At 70.0% G+C, this 16,353-nt stretch carries 15 protein-coding genes; 12 read left to right on the top strand and 3 right to left on the bottom strand.

The annotated features are described in order from the left end of the window. Positions 1–42: 42 nt before the first annotated feature. Genes VLG41_RS22040 through VLG41_RS22010 form a run of 7 tightly spaced genes read left to right on the top strand, consistent with a single transcriptional unit; the run spans position 43 to position 6,828 of the window. Entirely contained in the window at positions 43–1,788 is a 1,746-nt protein-coding gene (locus tag VLG41_RS22040; RefSeq protein ID WP_325351522.1) for a DUF2341 domain-containing protein, read from the top strand. 14 nt (positions 1,789–1,802) lie between these two features. Next, positions 1,803–2,213 (top strand): biopolymer transporter ExbD, encoded by a 411-nt coding sequence (locus tag VLG41_RS22035; RefSeq protein WP_325351521.1) that lies wholly within the window; start codon positions 1,803–1,805, stop codon positions 2,211–2,213. A 15-nt stretch (positions 2,214–2,228) separates the two neighbouring features. Continuing rightward, on the top strand, positions 2,229–2,900 hold the full coding sequence (locus VLG41_RS22030) for an energy transducer TonB (RefSeq protein ID WP_325351520.1): 672 nt from the start codon (positions 2,229–2,231) through the stop codon (positions 2,898–2,900). A gap of 36 nt (positions 2,901–2,936) precedes the next feature. Next, complete coding sequence (locus VLG41_RS22025; RefSeq protein ID WP_325351519.1) at positions 2,937–4,523, top strand: putative porin; 1,587 nt, start codon at positions 2,937–2,939, stop codon at positions 4,521–4,523. Beyond that, on the top strand, positions 4,510–5,352 hold the full coding sequence (locus VLG41_RS22020) for an ankyrin repeat domain-containing protein (protein ID WP_325351518.1): 843 nt from the start codon (positions 4,510–4,512) through the stop codon (positions 5,350–5,352). The genes VLG41_RS22025 and VLG41_RS22020 overlap by 14 nt, the downstream gene beginning before the upstream one ends. Then, on the top strand, positions 5,352–6,002 hold the full coding sequence (locus VLG41_RS22015; protein WP_325351517.1) for a hypothetical protein: 651 nt from the start codon (positions 5,352–5,354) through the stop codon (positions 6,000–6,002). The genes VLG41_RS22020 and VLG41_RS22015 overlap by 1 nt, the downstream gene beginning before the upstream one ends. 7 nt (positions 6,003–6,009) lie before the next feature. Further along, positions 6,010–6,828, top strand: coding sequence for a DUF3047 domain-containing protein (locus VLG41_RS22010; RefSeq protein WP_325351516.1), 819 nt, complete (start codon positions 6,010–6,012; stop codon positions 6,826–6,828). Here the strand turns inward: VLG41_RS22010 and epsL are convergent, their stop codons facing one another. Both epsL and VLG41_RS22000 read right to left on the bottom strand, forming a co-directional pair. Further along, positions 6,829–8,106: an XrtB/PEP-CTERM-associated polysaccharide biosynthesis outer membrane protein EpsL gene (gene epsL, locus VLG41_RS22005; protein WP_325351515.1), complete on the bottom strand. Its 1,278-nt coding sequence runs from the start codon at positions 8,104–8,106 to the stop codon at positions 6,829–6,831. Continuing rightward, positions 8,106–9,602: an undecaprenyl-phosphate glucose phosphotransferase gene (locus VLG41_RS22000; RefSeq protein ID WP_325351514.1), complete on the bottom strand. Its 1,497-nt coding sequence runs from the start codon at positions 9,600–9,602 to the stop codon at positions 8,106–8,108. The genes epsL and VLG41_RS22000 overlap by 1 nt, the downstream gene beginning before the upstream one ends. 159 nt (positions 9,603–9,761) lie before the next feature. On the opposite strand from VLG41_RS22000, the gene VLG41_RS21995 reads away from it, so the two are divergent. Continuing rightward, complete coding sequence (locus VLG41_RS21995; RefSeq protein ID WP_325351513.1) at positions 9,762–10,523, top strand: DsbC family protein; 762 nt, start codon at positions 9,762–9,764, stop codon at positions 10,521–10,523. 6 nt (positions 10,524–10,529) lie between these two features. Here the strand turns inward: VLG41_RS21995 and VLG41_RS21990 are convergent, their stop codons facing one another. Beyond that, positions 10,530–11,909 (bottom strand): PLP-dependent aminotransferase family protein, encoded by a 1,380-nt coding sequence (locus VLG41_RS21990; RefSeq protein ID WP_325351512.1) that lies wholly within the window; start codon positions 11,907–11,909, stop codon positions 10,530–10,532. Between the two features lie 204 nt (positions 11,910–12,113). On the opposite strand from VLG41_RS21990, the gene dctP reads away from it, so the two are divergent. From dctP to VLG41_RS21970, 4 genes are all read left to right on the top strand, one after another. Further along, complete coding sequence (dctP, locus tag VLG41_RS21985; RefSeq protein ID WP_325351511.1) at positions 12,114–13,160, top strand: TRAP transporter substrate-binding protein DctP; 1,047 nt, start codon at positions 12,114–12,116, stop codon at positions 13,158–13,160. A gap of 70 nt (positions 13,161–13,230) precedes the next feature. Then, positions 13,231–13,755 carry a TRAP transporter small permease subunit gene (locus VLG41_RS21980; protein WP_325351510.1) on the top strand — a complete coding sequence of 175 codons (525 nt, stop codon included), beginning with the start codon at positions 13,231–13,233 and terminating at the stop codon, positions 13,753–13,755. Next, the gene (locus VLG41_RS21975; RefSeq protein ID WP_325351509.1) at positions 13,752–15,068 is read left to right on the top strand and encodes a TRAP transporter large permease subunit; all 1,317 of its coding nucleotides are present in this window, start codon (positions 13,752–13,754) and stop codon (positions 15,066–15,068) included. The genes VLG41_RS21980 and VLG41_RS21975 overlap by 4 nt, the downstream gene beginning before the upstream one ends. Before the next feature lie 28 nt (positions 15,069–15,096). Continuing rightward, positions 15,097–16,353 (top strand): hydroxymethylglutaryl-CoA reductase, degradative (locus VLG41_RS21970; protein ID WP_325351508.1); only part of this gene is annotated, 1,257 nt, incomplete at its 3' end.

Here is a 16,353-nt window from a genome sequence, read left to right as displayed (position 1 = left end):
TCTTCGTTTGTCCGCCGCACGGCGGTTCTGTTTCGCACGACCATGAAACGCCTCTTCGCCCTGTTCGCGCTTGCGCTGCTGCTCCCCCTGTCCGCCCACGCCTGGTGGAACGAGGACTGGACCGTGCGCAAGAAGATCACGCTCGACACACAGGCCGCCGGCCTCAACGCCGAGCTGGCCGACCTGCCCGTGCTCGTGCGCCTGTCCACCGCCGGCTTCGATTTCCTCAGCGCCAAGGAAGACGGCAGCGACCTGCGCTTCGTCGCCGAGGACGACAAGACCGTGCTCGCGCACCGCATCGAGCGCTTCGACGCGGTCAACGAACTGGCCTTCGTCTGGGTGCGCGTGCCGCGCCTGGCGCCGGGCAATGCCGCACAGCACGTGTGGCTCTACTACGGCAACGACGCCGCGCCGCCCGCGCAGGCCCTGCCGGTGTACGCCGAGTCGCAGTGGGCCGTGTGGTCCATGGCCGAAGACACCGGGCTGCCGCAGGACAGCGCCAGTGCGGGCAACCACGTGCGCGGCGGCACCGTGAGCTTCGTGCCCGCCGGCCTCATTGGTGGCTCGGCGCGCCTGGCGGGCGACGGCGGCCTGCAGGCCGGCGCGCCCTCGCTGGGCGCAGCCAACGGTCTCACGCTGGCCGCCTGGATCAAGCCCGAGCGCCTCGATGGCCAACTGCTGGCCTTCGACGGTCTCACGCTGGTGCTGGAGCAGGGCACGCCTGTGGCAGTGGTCAACGGCGCCCGCGCCGCCGCGCCCACGCTGCTGTCGCTCAACGCCTGGCACCACGTCGCGCTGAGCTGGGACGCCAGCGCGCTCACGCTTTATGTGAACGGCCAGCCCGTGGCCACCGCCGCCGCGCCTTTCGCCGCCGCGCCCGCGCTCACCCTCGGTGCTGGTCTGGTGGGTGAGATCGACGAGGTGCAGGTGTCCACCGTGGCGCGCCCCGCCGCCTGGGTAGCGGCGCTCGCCGACAACCAGGGCATGGCCACGAAACTGGTGCGCCAGGGCGAGCAGGAGAGCACCGAGGGCGGCGCCGAGACCGGCTACTTCATGGCCACCATGAACAACCTGACGGTGGACGGCTGGGTCGTCACCATCATCTGCGTGCTGATGCTGTTCGTGGCGGTCTACGTGATGTGGGCCAAGGCCATGTTGCTGTCGCGGGTGGAGAAGAGCAACCCGCGCTTCAACGAGGCCTTCCACCAGCTCAGCGCGCAGCTGCGCTCGCTCAACGCCAGCGCCAGGGAGCACGCCAGCCGCCTCGACGGGCTCGTCGCGCAGGCGCCGCAGTACCGCCACTCGCCGCTCATGCGCATCTACGAGGTGGGCGCGCGCGAGCTCAAGTCGCGCTTTCACCTGGGTGATGCGAACGCGGCCACGGTGCAGCACGACGGCGTGGTCGCGCCATCGGTGAGCGAGCGCGCCATGCTGGCCGTGCGCGCCGCGCTGGACGCGCAGATGACGCGCGAGCGCGCGCGCTTGGACAGCGGCATGGTGCTGCTGACCATCGCCATCTCGGGCGGGCCCTTCCTGGGCCTGCTGGGCACGGTGGTGGGCGTGATGATCACCTTCGCGGCCATCGCCGCCGCGGGCGACGTGAACGTGAACGCCATCGCGCCCGGCATCGCGGCCGCCCTGGTGGCCACGGTGGCGGGCCTGGGCGTCGCCATTCCGGCGCTGTTTGGCTACAACTACCTGCAGACGAAGATCAAGACGCTGTCGAACGACATGACGGTGTTCGTGGACGAGTTCGTCACGCGCATGGCCGAAACCTACGGCGACTGAGCCCGGAGCACGACATGGCCAAGGCTCAGGAAGACGGCGCGGTCTACGACGACATCAACATCACTCCGATGCTGGACCTGTCGTACGTGCTGCTGGTGATCTTCATCCTCATGACGACCGCATCGGTGCAGGGCATCAAGGTGAACCTGCCGCGCGCCAGCAACACGCCCAGCCTGGCCAAGCCGGCCACGCGGGCCATCACCATCACCGAGACCGGTGCGCTCTACCTCGACGCCTACCCCATGGCCACGCTGGCCGAGCTGGAAGCGAGGCTGCTGCAGTTCAAGGCGAACACGCCGGAGTTCCCGGTGATCGTGAAGGGCGACTCGGCCGTGCAGTACGAGAAGGTCGTTCAGGTGCTGGATCTGCTGGGGCGCATCGATCTGAACCAGATCGGTCTGGTCACGCAGCGCTCGACCCCTTGAGCGAGTGAGCGCCCGATGTCGGAAGGACCCAAGCGCTACGCGCTGATCGCACGTGTGGCGCTCGTCGCGCTGCTGGCCGCGTTGCTGATTTCGCTGGCGGTGTGGCTGTACCAGCTGTTTTCGTCGCCCGATGCGGGGACGAAGAAGCGCGCGGTGCAGCAGATCGAGCTGGTGAAGCCGCCACCACCGCCACCACCCCCCAAGACCCCACCGCCGCCGCCCCCGCAGCAGCAGGAAAAGATCGACGTGCCCAAGCCCGATCCCTCGCCAGCGCCCGCGCCGCCCACCGATGCGCCGCCGCCGGGGCCGACGTCATCGCTCCCCGGCAACGGCAGCAGTGATGCCTTCGGTCTGCCGCAGGGCGATGGTCGCCTGAGCATCGGTGGCGTGGGCGGTGGCGGCGGTGGCGACCGCTTCGCCTGGTACGGCGCGCTGGTGCGCGAGCGCATCACGGACGCGATCGCGCGCGACGAGAAGCTGCGCAAGGCGCAGGACTACCTGCGTGTGGTCAACGTCTGGGTCGACGCCAGCGGCCGGGTTACGCGCGTCGAGCTGGTGGGCGCGGCCTCTTCGCCCGAGCTCGACGAGGCCCTTCGTGCCGCGCTGCGCAACCTGGCGCCGGTGCGCGAAGGCCCGCCCGGCGACATGCCGCAACCCATCCGGCTGCGCGTGTCCGCGCGGTCCTGAACCCAACGACCCCCCACCTTCTGAAGAGACGGACCCATGAACCCCACCTTCGCCCATGCCCTGCGCGCCACCGCCCTGGCCGCCGCCCTGGCCACCGGCGCCGCCCAGGCCCAGACCAGCGAGCGCGAAAGCCTGGAGGTGCTGCGCCAGACCACGCTGCAGCTCATCGAGGCTTTGGTGCAGCAAGGCGTGCTGCCGGCCGACAAGGCACAGGCCCTGATCGCCCAGGCCGAGGCCAAGGCGCGCGCCGCCGTGGCCGAGCAGAAGAAGACCGAGCAGAACACGGTGCGCATCCAGTACGTGCCCGAATCGGTGCGCCAGCAGATCGCCAACGAGGTGCGCGAGGAGGTGGTGGCCCAGGCCAAGGCCGAGCGCTGGGGCGACGTGAACGCGGTGCCCGAGTGGGTGGACCGCTTCCGCTTCGACGGCGAGATCCGCGTGGGCTACCAGCGCGACATGTTCGACGAGGCGAACGCGCCAGAGTTCGTGTTCCTGACGGCAGGGCAGAACATCGGCAACACCCTGATCGACCGCAACCGCGAGCGCGTGCGCGCCCGCCTGGGCGTGACCGCGCGCGTGACGCAGGACATCACCGCCGCGCTGCGAATGAGCACCGGCAGCAGCGACGACCCGGTGTCCACCAACCAGACCCTGGGTAGCTACGGCAACAAGTACAACTTCGCGCTCGACCGCGCCTACCTGCGCGCACGATCGCAGGACTTCATGCCATGGATGACCACCACGGCGGGTCGCATCCCCAACCCCTTCTTCAGCACCGACCTGGTGTGGGACGACGACCTCAACTTCGACGGCCTGGCCCTGCAGTTCGATGACCCCGCGGCCAACGCGCGCGTGTGGCGGCCTTTTGGCGTGGTGGGCTGGTTCCCGCTGCAGAACCTGGAGCGCTCGTCGTTCAACGAAGCGCGCAGCAAATCCCTGCTGGCGGCGCAGGGCGGTGTGGAATGGGTGCCCAGCAACGACCTGCGCGCCAAGGTCGGCCTGGCGATGTACGACTACCGCAACATCAGCGGCGTGCGCAACGACGCGGGCGACTTCACCCGGGACGCCACGCAGCCCGCCTTCCGCCAGAAGGGCAACTCGCTCTTCAACCTGTCCAGCCCCGTCGACTTCGCGGGTCCCTTCGGCCTGGCGGCCGACTACCGCTTGCTCAACCTCACGGCGGCCTTGGACTACACCCTGTTCAACCCGGTGCATCTGATCGTGAGCGCGGACTATGTGCGCAACATCGGTTTCGACAGGGAAAAAGCGTTCGCCCGCTCGGGCCTGGACCTCGACAAACAGGACACGGGCTACATGCTGCGCGTGGCGGTGGGCATGCCGACGATGCTGCTCAAGGGCGACTGGCAGTTGTCCCTGGCCTATCGCTACCTGGAGGCCGATGCCGTGCTCGACGCCTTCACCGATTCCGACTTCCACCTGGGTGGCACCAACAGCAAGGGCTTCATCGTCGGCGCACAGTACGGCCTGAGCCGCAACACCTGGATGAGCGCGCGCTGGCTGTCGAGCCGGGAGATCGGGGGGGCGCACCGCACGGGCAGCCAGGTGTCGAACCTGCCGCTGTCGATCAACACCTTCCAGGTCAATTTCCATGCGCGCTTCTGAGGCCGCAGGATTCGCCGCGCTGCTGGCCCTGCTGACTGGCTGCGCCGCGCCCGACGCCGAGCGACTCGCGCTGCGCGAGCGCATCGAACAGGGCGGGTTGGCGCCGCAGGACACGCCGCGTTTCTTCACCTCGCCACTGGACAACGCCGAGGCGCAGCGCGCGGCGCGCGAGCTGGCGCCGCGCCTGGCCTCGCCGCTGGACGCCGAACTGCTGGCCGCCGCCGAAGCCGCCGACGCCGCGCGCCTGCGCGAGGCCTTGAAGCAAGGCGCCCAGGCGAACGCCACCGACGCGCTGGGCCGCACGCCGCTGATGTTGGCCGCGCGCAGCGGCGACCTGGAAAACGCGCGCGCGCTGCTGCGCGCCGGTGCCGAACCCGACGGTCGCGGCCACCGGGGCGCGACGCCGCTGTCGGCCGCCGTGGTGCGCGGGCACGAACACATGGTGCGCCTGCTGCTCAAGGCCGGTGCGCGGCCCGATGCCGCGGCCGATGGCGACACGCCGCCTCTGGTGCAGGCGGCCCACCTGCGCCACCTGGGGGTGGCCCGTGCCCTGCTGCAGGCGGGCGCGCGGCCCGACGCGGCCGATCGCGCGGGCGACCGCCTGCTGGTGATCGCCATCCACACCGACCAGCCCGCGCTGCTCGATGCGCTGCTCGCGCACGGCGCCGACCCGAACGCGATCGACGCGAGTGGCCTGAGTCCGCTGTACTGGGCCGAGCGCGAAGAGCGGCCCGCGATGGCGCAGCGCCTGCTGACGGCGGGCGCGCGCGCCAGCGAGCAGCAGCGCGCGTTGCGAGCCAGCGCGCCTTACCGCACGGAGGATTTCTGATGAACCACTGGAACTGGCAACGCGGTGCCGTGCTGCTGCTGGCCCTGGCCAGCCTGTGCACCGGCGCCCTGGCGCAGGACGACAAACGCGCCAGCCGCGAGCGCGAGGCCCTGCGCCGCGCGCAACAGCAGGCGCAGCGCGCCGCCCAGGAAGTGAGCACCTTGCAACAGCAGCTCAGCACGGCCGATCAGGAGCGGCAGCGCCTGGCCGCCGACGCCGAGGCCTTGCAGCAGCAGGCGCGCAGCGAGGCCGCGCGGGGGCAGCGACTGTCGCGTGAGTTGTCCACCACCACGGCCGAGCGCGATGCGCTGCGCACCGACAAGGCCGCGCTGGAAGGGCAGGTGAAGACGCTGCAGGCGCAGGTGGCCCAGTTGCAGAAGGAACTGGCCGTCGCCACCGAGCGCGGTCGCGTGCTCAACACGCAGGGCCAGGCGCTCAACAGCGAACTGACCGCCTGCGCTGCGCGCGGCGACGGGCTCTACTCGGTGGGCCGCGCCCTCATCGACGACTGCCGCACCCACCAGGAGGGGGTGAAGGCGAGCGGCCTGGAAGCCTTCACAGGCCTCAAGCGCGTCGAACTTGAAAACATTCTGCAAACATACCGCGACAAACTCGACGAGCACAAGCCTCCGCCCCCGAAGGCACCCTGAGAAGGACATGCTCGATCCCACGCGCCAACGCCTGCTGACCCGATCCATCGCCTGGCTGGCCGTGGTGTGCGCCCTCGTGGGCTGCGCCGCGCTGCCAGCGGACGAGGACCCGTCCACCGTGGAGCAGGCCCTGGCCGACTCCAACTGGGCGCGCGCGTCCGACTGGGGCTTGCTGGGCGCCACGCCCGGTTGGCGTCACCAGCGCTACGGCTCGGCGCGCCCCACGCGCTACGGCGTGGGTGAGCGCGAAGGCCGGCCCGCGGTGCACGCGAACAGCCGCGCGGGCAACAGCACCCTGCGCCTGCCGCTGGGCGAGCCGGTGGATCCCTCGCTGCGCCTGGCGTTCTCCTGGCTGGTGCCGCAGCTCAACGGCAAGGCCGATCTGCGCGACGCCGACATCGACGATGCGGTGGTGCGCGTGATCATTACCTTCGATGGCGACCGCGGTGCCTTCCGCCCGCGCGACCGCTGGCTGTCGGAGATCGTGCAACTGATCACCGGCGAGCCCATGCCCTACGCCACGTTGATGTACGTGTGGGACCACCGCTACCCGGTGGGCACCGTGGTCCCCAACCCGCACACGGACCGCATCCGCATGCTGGTGGTGCAGTCGGGCGAGGAGGGCGCGGGCCGCTGGAACGACATCGAGCGCGACGTGGCCGCCGACTACCTGGCCGTGTTCGGCGAAGCGCCGGGCCGGCTCACCGGCCTGGGGCTGATGACGGACTCGAACAACACGGGCGAGTCGGTGGAGGCCTGGTTCGGGCCACTGGTGCTCAGGCCGGCCGAGTTGCCGACGCAGGTGGCGCGCCCCGTGGGGCCTTGATCAGAACCGCCCGCTGATCCCCACGCGCCAGAGCTCGCTGCGGTAGCGCCAGCTCGGCACGTTGCTCTGTCGGCGGCTGTCCTGCCAGGTCAGGTCCAGCGAGGCCTGCCGCATGAAGGCCCAACGCAGGCTCAGCAGGCGTTCGCGCGTGCGGTCCTTGCGCGGGTCGGGCAGGGCGCCGGGGGGCGGGCGCTGGAAGTCGCGGTCGGCGCTGCCCCAGCTGCCTTGCAGGCTGAGCTTGCTGGTGAGGACCCAGGTGCCTCCCAGGCTCCAGCGCCGGGTGCGCGTCACGCTGGCGTTGCTGGTCTGGTAGCTGCTGAAATCCTCGCTGGCGCTCAGGCGCAGCACGGTCTTGGCGCTGGGCGTCCAGTTCGCCGCGACGCGCCAGTTCAGGGCGTCGTAGTCGCGCGCAGACACGCGGCGGTGTTGGCGGTCGACCCACGCGAGGTTGGCGTCCAGTCGGGTCTTGTCCGTCACCGGCCAGCGCGCGTCAAGCGCCCATTCATCCTGGCGGAAGTCGTCGTCGCGCAGCACGGCCGGTGGGCGGTCCGGGTCGATGGTTTCGCCTTCGCCGCTGCGCCATCGCAGCGTGAGGGAACTGCCCTTGGGCGTCTCGCGCCGCAGGCCCACACCGGTGCTGCGCAGGATCTGGCTGTCCTCGCCCACCAAGGGCTGCTGGTTTTCATTGCGGGCTTCCTGGGCCTCGGCGATCGCGGTCCATGCGCCGTCGAGGCGCCAGTTGGCGTCCACGCTCTGAAAGCGGCGCAGGCGGCGGTTGCCGTTGGTGAGCGCGCTGGTGTCCTCGAAGCTGTTGACGCTTTCGTCGCGCTGCGTTCTCACCGTGCCGGTGAGGTCGGGCGTGATGGCCCAGCGCCAGCGCAGGTCGTGGTTGCGCGCCAGCAGGTCGAGCTGGTCGAAGGTGTCGTAGGCGTAGTCGACGAGGCCGATGTCGGCCTCCAGGCGCTGCAGGCTGAAGTCGCGCGCGTAGCGCAGGCCCACGGAGCGGATGTGCACCGTCTCGGCCGCGCTGGGTTGGCCGAGCGCGAAGCGCGGGTCCACGCCGTCGGCCAGGCGAAAGAGGTTGTTGTCGCGCTGCACGCGGTACGCGGCGGAGAGGCTCAGGCCGTCGTCTTGTGCGAGCGCCAGAGGCGCGGCGAGGCACGCCAGGGCGGCACCAGCGCCGATGCCCAGCCGAGAGAGACCACCGATCCGGCTTTGCCGGTCGGTCGGTCTCGCCCCCTTGAGGGGGACGCGCGAAGCGCGGCGGGGGTGTGCCATCAGTACGCTTGCTGGTCCTTGAAGACCAAGCGGATGGTCTTCAGGATGATCAGCAGGTCGAGCTTGAGCGACCAGTTGCGCAGGTAGTCCAGGTCCAGCGCGATGCGGCCTTCCATCTTCTCCAGCGTGTCGGTCTCGCCGCGGTAGCCGTTGACCTGCGCCCAGCCCGTGATGCCCGGCTTGACCTTGTGCCGCACCATGTAGCCCTTGATGAGCTTGCGGTACAGCTCGTTGTGCGCCACGGCGTGCGGGCGCGGGCCGACGATGCTCATGCGCCCCTGCAGCACGTTGATGAACTGGGGCAGCTCGTCCAGCGAGGTGCGCCGCAGCACGGCGCCCAGGGGGGTGATGCGCTGGTCGTTGCGGCGCGCCTGCGTGACCTGCGCGCCGTCCTCGGCCACGGTCATCGAGCGGAATTTGTAGACCACGATCTGCTCGCCCGACTGGCCGTAGCGGCGCTGCTTGAAGATGACCGGACCGGGCGAGGTGGCCTTGACCAGGACGGCGATGGCGATGAGCACCGGCGCCAGCAGCACCAGCAGGAGCGAGGCCAGCACGATGTCGCTGCCGCGCTTGAGCCCGCCGCTGATGCCCTGGAAGGGCGTGTCGCACACCGAGATGACGGGTACGCCGCACAGCACCGTGGGCTTGCTCTGGATCAGGTCGGTGACGAACAGGTCGGGCACGAAGTAGATGGAGGCCGTGGTGTCCTTCAGGTCGTCCAGGATCTTGAGGATGCGCGGCTGCGAGGCCATGGGCAGCGAGATGTAGACGTGGTCGATGCGCTGCTGGCGCAGCACCTCGCCCAGGGACTCGAAGCGCCCCAGCAGAGGGAATCGCCTGTCCTCGGGCAGGCGCTCGCGCGAGCGGTCGTCCACGAAGCCCACGAGCTCGAAGTTGTGGAAGCGCGCGTCCTGCAGGCTGTGCGCGAGTTGCAGGCCCTGGGGGTTCATGCCCGCCACCAGGGCGCGCACGGGGCGGCCCTGCAGACGCACCAGCGTGGGCGCGGTGGCGCGCAGGCCCAGCCAGGCCACCAGATCGATGGCAGGCACCAGGCCCATCCACCAGGCGATGAGCTCGTCGGGGAACAGGCGCACGTAGCCGGTGGTCCAGCCGGCTGCGAGCAGCAGGCCGAAGGTGGTGCCCCAGCTCAGCAGCACGTCCAGCAGCAGCAGCCGCACCGAACCCGTGAGACGCGAGGGGCCGGGGAAGGTCATGGCGAACACCACCACGGCGAGCAGGAAGTACTCGGGGTGGATGCCGCCATCCAGCACGCGCGCCAGCACCCAGAGCACGGCCACGCCGATGACCGGGCTGAGCGAGATCTCCAGCAGGTTGAGCAGGCTGCCGCGCGCCGTCGCGCCCGTGGCGCCGGCCACGCGCGGGGAGCTGTTGGAGGCGAGTGAGCTGATGTCGATCACGACGGGCAGGCGCTGGAAAGAGGCGGTGTGGCAGCGGTCGCAGAAGCGGCCCAGTGTGCGGCCCTTGTGTGACAAATCGACGCGCTGCAGGCTTGTTGCGGGTGCGGCGGGGGGCGGTGGTGGTCCGTTCGGACCATGTGCGGCGCGGCCCTCAGGCTGTCGGCAAACCGTCACGCGATGCGGCCATGCTGGGCGCCCTTTGGTGGATGAAAGACGGTGCGCGATATGCCGGGCATGGAACGACGTGAAGGACTCAAGCGGCTGGCCTTGCTGGCCGGCCTGGGCGGGGCAGGGCCCGCGCTGGCGCAGGCGGTGGGCGCACGCCCGGTGCGCGACGAGGCGGCCCTGACGGCCATCGTGGAGCGGCTCACGGGCGCCACGGTGCAGTTCTTCGGCGCGGGCCCCTTGCCGGGCCTGCACGAGGTGATCGTGAAGGACAAGGTGTTCTACATCGACGCCGCGGGCGAGCACCTGATCGACGGCCACATCATCGACATCGCCAACCGGCGTTCGCTCACGGCGCAGCGCCAGGCCGAGTACGTGGTGGCGAGCACGCCGACGTTGCGCCTGGCCGAGCTGGACCTGGCCGACGCGATCACCATCCAGCGCGGCCGGGCCGTGGCGGGCCGCGTGCTGGTGAGCTTCGAGGACCCGCGCTGCGGCTTCTGCAAGCGCCTGCACGTGACGCTGAAGGACGCCACCGATCTGACGGTGCACACCTTTCCGATCTCCTACCTGGGGCCCGAGTCGCGCGCCTTGAACGAACGCATCTGGTGCGCGCCGTCGCGACCGATCGCCTGGGAAGCGGCGATGGCCGACCAGGAAGTGCCCGGCAATGGCGCCACGGGCTGCGGCGTCGAGGCGCTGGAGCGCAACATGGCGCTGGCCGAAAAATTCCGCGTGCAGGGCACGCCCACGCTGTTCACGGCGCAGGGGACGCGCCTCGATGGCGCGGTGGGGCTGGACGTGATCGAGGCGGCGCTGAAAGGGGCGTGAACGCGCTCAGCGCAGCGCCTTGATCTGCGCCTGCAGGAACCGCAGGAAGCGCGGGTCGGTGGCGTAGGCCACGTTCACGCGCATGGCCGCGCACGCGGCGTGGCGGTCGGGGTGGAACACCGAGCCCGGTGCCAGGAAGATGCCCTGCGCGGCGGCGCGCCGCGCGAGCTCCAGCTCCGCCAGGCCCTCGGGCAGTTCCACCCAGAGGTAGTAGCCCCCCGGCGTGGCCGGGTGCACCGTGGCGCCCGCGCGGCGCAGCGCCTTGATGGCGGGCTCATGCACCTCGTCCAGCCGCGCCTTCAGGCGGTTGAGGTGGCGGCGGTACTGCCCGCCGGAGATGAGCTGGTGCACCACGCGCTCGACGAAGTCGGAGGTGGAGACCACGGTCACCATCTTGAGGTCGCACAGCGCGGTGATGTGGTGCGCCGCGCCCGCGATGTAGCCCACGCGCAGGCCGGCCGAGAGGGTCTTGGAGAAGCTGCTGACGTAGATCACGCGCTCGAGCTGGTCGAGCGCGGCCAGGCGCGGCGCGCCCGCCGGCAGCAGGTCGGCGAAGGGGTCGTCCTCCACCACCAGGCAGTCGTGCTCGGTGATGAGTTGCAGCAGCTTGTGCGCCTTGGGCAGGCTGATGGAGCCGCCCGTGGGGTTGTGCGCCAGCGACTGCGTGAAGAACACCTTGGGCCGGTGCGCCTTGAGCAGGCGCTGCAGCGCATCGAGGTCGGGCCCGTCGGCCTGGCGCGGCACGCCGTGCATGTTCACCTTGGCCAGCTTGAGCTTGCCGAACAGCGGGTAGTAGCCGGGCGAGTCCACCAGCGCGTGGTCGCCAGGTTCGAGCAGGTGGCGCACGATGAGATCGAGCGCGTGGTTGGCGCCCTGCGTGAGCAGCACCTGGCGCGGGCTCACGGGCAGGGTGCGCTCGCCCAGCAGGCGCGCGACGGTTTCGCGCAGGGGCAGGTAGCCCCAGGGCGTGCCGTAGCCGTGGTCGATCTGCGAGAGCCCGCTGCTGCCGGCGCCGCGCAGGTGGCGGCCCAGCTCGGACCCCTCCATCCACGACGCGGGCGGGCGCCCGTCGCCCACGCGCACCTCGTAGTGCTGTTCGAGCTGCTCGCGCAGCAGCGAGACCACGTCCACCGCCTCGGTGACGTGGGCCGGTGCCGCGTGCGAGCGCGTGCCGGCGAGGCGGCGCACGAAGTAGCCCGAGCCGGGCCGGGCCTCGACGTAGCCGCGCGCGACGAGGCGGTTGTAGGCCTCCACCACCGTGTTCACGCCCAGGCCGTCCTTGGCCGCCGCGTCGCGCACCGAGCGCAGGCGGCTGCCCGGCGGCAGGCTGCCCTGTTCGATGGCTTTGGCGAGGCGGTTGGCCAGGGATTCGACCTTGGTGTCCACGCAGGGGGTCCTGTGGAGAAAGAGAAACCGTACCTATGCAGCGATGGGTACAGTTCATTGAACTGTGTCCAAACTGTACCTGTGACCAATGCCCGCTGTCTATAGACTTTTCCGCAGCGTGACCCGCATGGCCCGGCGTGGCCAGGTACGCGCACCAGAGCACCGCCAGCCACGGCGGGACGACCAACCGATCGGAGACATCACATGAAAGACGCGATCAAGCGACGCGGCCTCCTGAAAACCTCTCTCGCCGGCGTGGCGGTGGCCGCCACCGCGGCGCCGCTGGCCGTGCACGCGCAGTCGCCGGCCGTCACCTGGCGCATGCAGGCGCTGTGGGACGGCGGCACCACTCCGCAGAAGTTCGAGGAACGCTTCGTGGCCCGCGTGGGCGAACTCACCGGCGGGCGCTTCAAGATCAACCTGTTCGCGGCCGGCCAGATCGTGCCCGCGGCCCAGGCCTTCGACGCCGTGCGCGGCGGCGCTTTCGAACTGATGAAGACCTTCGACGGCTACGAGGCCGGCAAGATTCCCGCGTTCGCCTTCACCAGCACCATTCCCTTCGGCTTCGCCGAGAGCGACGAGTACGAGGCCTGGTTCCACGAGCGCGGCGGCCTGGACCTGGTGCGCCAGGCCTATGCGCCGGCCGGCCTGCACTACATCGCGCCCACGGTGTATGGCCAGGAGCCGCTGCACTCCAAGGTACCGATCCGCAAGATCGCCGACCTGGCGGGCAAGAAGGGCCGCTTCGTCGGCCTGGCCTCCACGGTGATGGGCGCGATGGGGGTGTCCGTCACGCCGCTGCCCACGGGCGAGGTGTACTCGGCGCTCGACAAGGGCGTGGTGGACATGGCCGATCGCGGCGACCTGACCGCCAACTTCGAGGCCGGCCTGGCCGAGGTGGCCAAGTTCGTGATCGTGCCGGGCTTTCACCAGCCCACCACGGCCACGGCCTACGTGGCCAACCGCGGCGCCCACGAGCGCCTGCCGGCCGAGTACAAGGCCGCGCTGGTGGTGGCCGCGCGCGAGGTCTCGGGCGCGCTGCGCCAGAACATCCTGGTGAACGACGCGGCCGTGCTCGGGAAGTACGCGGCCAAGGGCTGCGAAGTCATCCGCTTCAGCCCCACCGACGTCGCCGCCGCACGGCCCAAGGCCATGGAAGCCTGGCGCACCGCCACCAAGGGCGACGCCCTGGCCACGCGCATCCTGGACAGCCAGGTCGCGTTCATGAAAGAGCTGGGCCTGCTGGGCTGAGCCCCGTTGAAGCGCCCGGTTCGCCTGCGCGGCGGGCCGGGCCTTCCCGTTCGATTTGAGGAGTGTCGGCATGCCCCTCTGGCTGTCCGCGATCGCGCGCGCGATCACCACGTTCAACCGCTGGCTGTTCCAGCTCACGGTGTGGCTCATGGCCATCGTCGTGCCCGTGATGCTCTACGAGGTGGTGATGCGCTACTTCTTCAATGCGCCCACGGTGTGGGGCATGGAGCTGGCCGTGCTGCTGTTCGGCCCGTATTTCCTGTTCGGTGGTCCCTGGCTGCTGCACCTCAAGGGCCACGTGGCGCTGGACCTGCTGCGCCAGCGGCTGAGCGCCGCCTGGACGCGCCGCCTCGACCTGGTGAACTACCCCGTGATCGTGGTCTTTTGCGGCATCCTGTTGATCTACAGCCTGCCCGCCGCGATCAGTGCCTTCGAGTACCGCGAGACCAGCTTCTCGGCCTGGAACCCGCCGGTGTGGCCCGTGAAGGCCGCCGTGCCGTTGGCGTTGCTGCTGATGCTCTTGCAGGCGCTGGTGGAGTTCGCGCGCGCGCTCTTCGGTGAAGCCGGCGAGGCGGGCGAAGGGGCCCAGGCATGAGCTCCAACACGATCCTGCTGCTGATGTTCGGCAGCCTCACGCTGTTCATGCTCAGCGGCCTGCCCATCGCCTTCGTGCTGGGCGGCCTGTCGCTGCTGTTCACGGTGACGCTGTGGGAGCCCAACGCGGTCATCGTGCTGGTGCTGCAGATCTTCGACACCATGAAGTCGGAGGCGCTGCTGGCCATTCCGCTGTTCATCCTGATGGCCTGCATCCTGCAGCGCTCGGGCGTGATCGAGGACCTGTACCGCGCCATGGAGCTGTGGTTCGGCCGCCTGCGCGGCGGCCTGGCCATCGGCACGGTGATCATCTGCGTGGTGATGGCGGCCATGACCGGCGTGGTCGGCGCGGCCGTCACCGCCATGGGCATCCTCGCACTGCCCGAAATGCTGCGCCGCGGCTACAACCCGCAGCTCGCGCTGGGCACCATCTGTGCGTCGGGCACGCTGGGCATCCTCATCCCGCCGTCGGTGCTGACCATCGTGTACGCGGTCACGGCGCAGGTGTCGATCGGGCAGATGCTGATCGCGGGCATCGTGCCGGGCCTCATCCTGGCCGTGCTGTACATCGCCTACATCGTGGTGGTCGGCTGGCTCAAGCCTGAGTGGGTGCCGTTGGACCCGGGCGCGCGCCGCGCGCCGCTGCGCGAGAAGCTGCTGGCGCTCAAGGCGCTGATCTTCCCGTCGATGCTGATCGTGCTGATCCTGGGCTCGATCTTCTTCGGCGTGGCCACGCCAACCGAGTCGGCCTCCGTGGGCGTGGCCGGTGCCATGGTGCCCGCGCTGCTCAAGCGCCGCCTGCGCCTGCCCATGCTGCGCGAGGCCGGCGTGGACGCGCTCAAGGCCACCTCCATGATCCTGTGGATCACCATCGGCGCGAAGGCCTACGTGGCCATCTTCACCGGCCTGGGCGGTGCCGACACGCTGCTGGAGTTCATCAAGGGGCTGGAGGTGAATCGCTGGGTGGTGCTGGGCGCCATGATGCTGCTGCTCGTGTTCCTGGGCACCGTGCTCGACGAGCTGGGGATCATCCTGCTCACGGTGCCGGTGTTCCTGCCCATCGTGCGCCTGCTGGGCTTCGACGAGATCTGGTTCGGCGTGCTCTACGCCATCACGATCCAGATGGGCTACATCAGCCCGCCCTTCGGCTACACGCTGTTCTACATCAAGGGCACCTTGCCCAAGCACCTGGACATGGGACACGTGTACCGCGGCATCTTGCCCTTCTTCGCCCTGCAGTTCGTGGGCCTGCTGGTCTGCGCCGCTTTCCCCGATCTCATCACCTGGCTGCCGCGCCTGATGGCCGCGCGCTGAATTCCTTCCATCCGTTGCGAGACCTTCCATGAGCACCTCCGACCAGAGCAGCCGCATCGGCGGCTTCCACAAACTGCCCATTCCCGAGCGCATCGACGCCGTGGCGCGCTTTGCCGGCCTGAGCGAAGCCGAGCGTGCGCACCTGCTGAACACGGGCAACCTGCCCGCCGATTTGGCCGATCACCTCATCGAGAACGTGATTGGCACCATGAACATTCCGGTGGGCGTGGCGACGAACATGCGCATTGACGGCCGCGACCGGCTCATCCCGATGGCCACCGAGGAGTCGTCGGTGGTGGCCGCGGTGTGCAACGCCGCGCGCCAGTGCTACGACGCGGGCGGCTTCGTCACCTCCATGTCGGGCACGCGCATGATTGCCCAGATCCAGCTCACGCACGTGAGCGACCCGCAGGCCGCGCGCCTGCGCATCCTGGAGCGCCAGGCCGAGGTGCAGGCCATCTGCGACGACTGCGACCCGGTGCTGCTCAAGCTCGGCGGGGGGTTTCGCGAGCTGGAGGTGCGCGTGCTGGAGACGCGCGGTGGCGCCATGGTGATCACGCACATCGTGGTGGATACGCGCGACGCCATGGGCGCGAACGCGGTCAATACCATGGCTGAGAAGCTTGCGCCGCGCATCGCGGCCTGGACGGGGGGGCGCACGAACCTGCGCATCCTCTCCAACCTGGCCGACCGGCGCCTGGCGCGCGCGCGCTGCGTGTGGCCGCTGGCGGCCATTGGCGGCGCCGAGGTGCGCGACGGCATGCTCTCGGCCTACCACTTCGCCGACGCCGACCCCTACCGCGCCGCCACGCACAACAAGGGCATCATGAACGGCATCAGCGCCGTGGTGCTGGCCACCGGCAACGACACGCGCGCGGTGGAAGCCGGCGCCCACGCCTACGCGGCGCGCAACGGCCGCTACGCCAGCCTCACGCATTGGGAGGTGACGGCCGACGGCGACCTGGCCGGTAGCATCGAGTTGCCCATGGCCGTGGGCCTGGTGGGTGGCGCCACCAAGCTGCACCCCACGGCCAAACTCTCGCTCAAGGTGTTGGGCGTGCAGTCGGCCGAGGAACTGGCGCGCATCATCGCGGCCGTGGGCCTGGCGCAGAACTTCTCGGCGATGAAGGCGCTCGCCACCACCGGCATCCAGAAGGGCCACATGGCGCTGCACGCGCAGAACATCGCGATGATGGCCGGGGCGGTGGGAGACGAGATCGAGGCGGTGGCCCGGGTGCTGGTCGAGCGGGGGGCGGTGAGGATGGATGTGGCGGAGGGGGTGTTG

Source organism: Hydrogenophaga sp. (genome assembly GCF_035481345.1).
Classification (GTDB): Bacteria; Pseudomonadota; Gammaproteobacteria; order Burkholderiales; family Burkholderiaceae_C; genus Hydrogenophaga.
The sequence above is the reverse complement of the archived record's forward strand: the minus strand, read 5'-3'. Positions and strand labels throughout refer to the sequence as shown.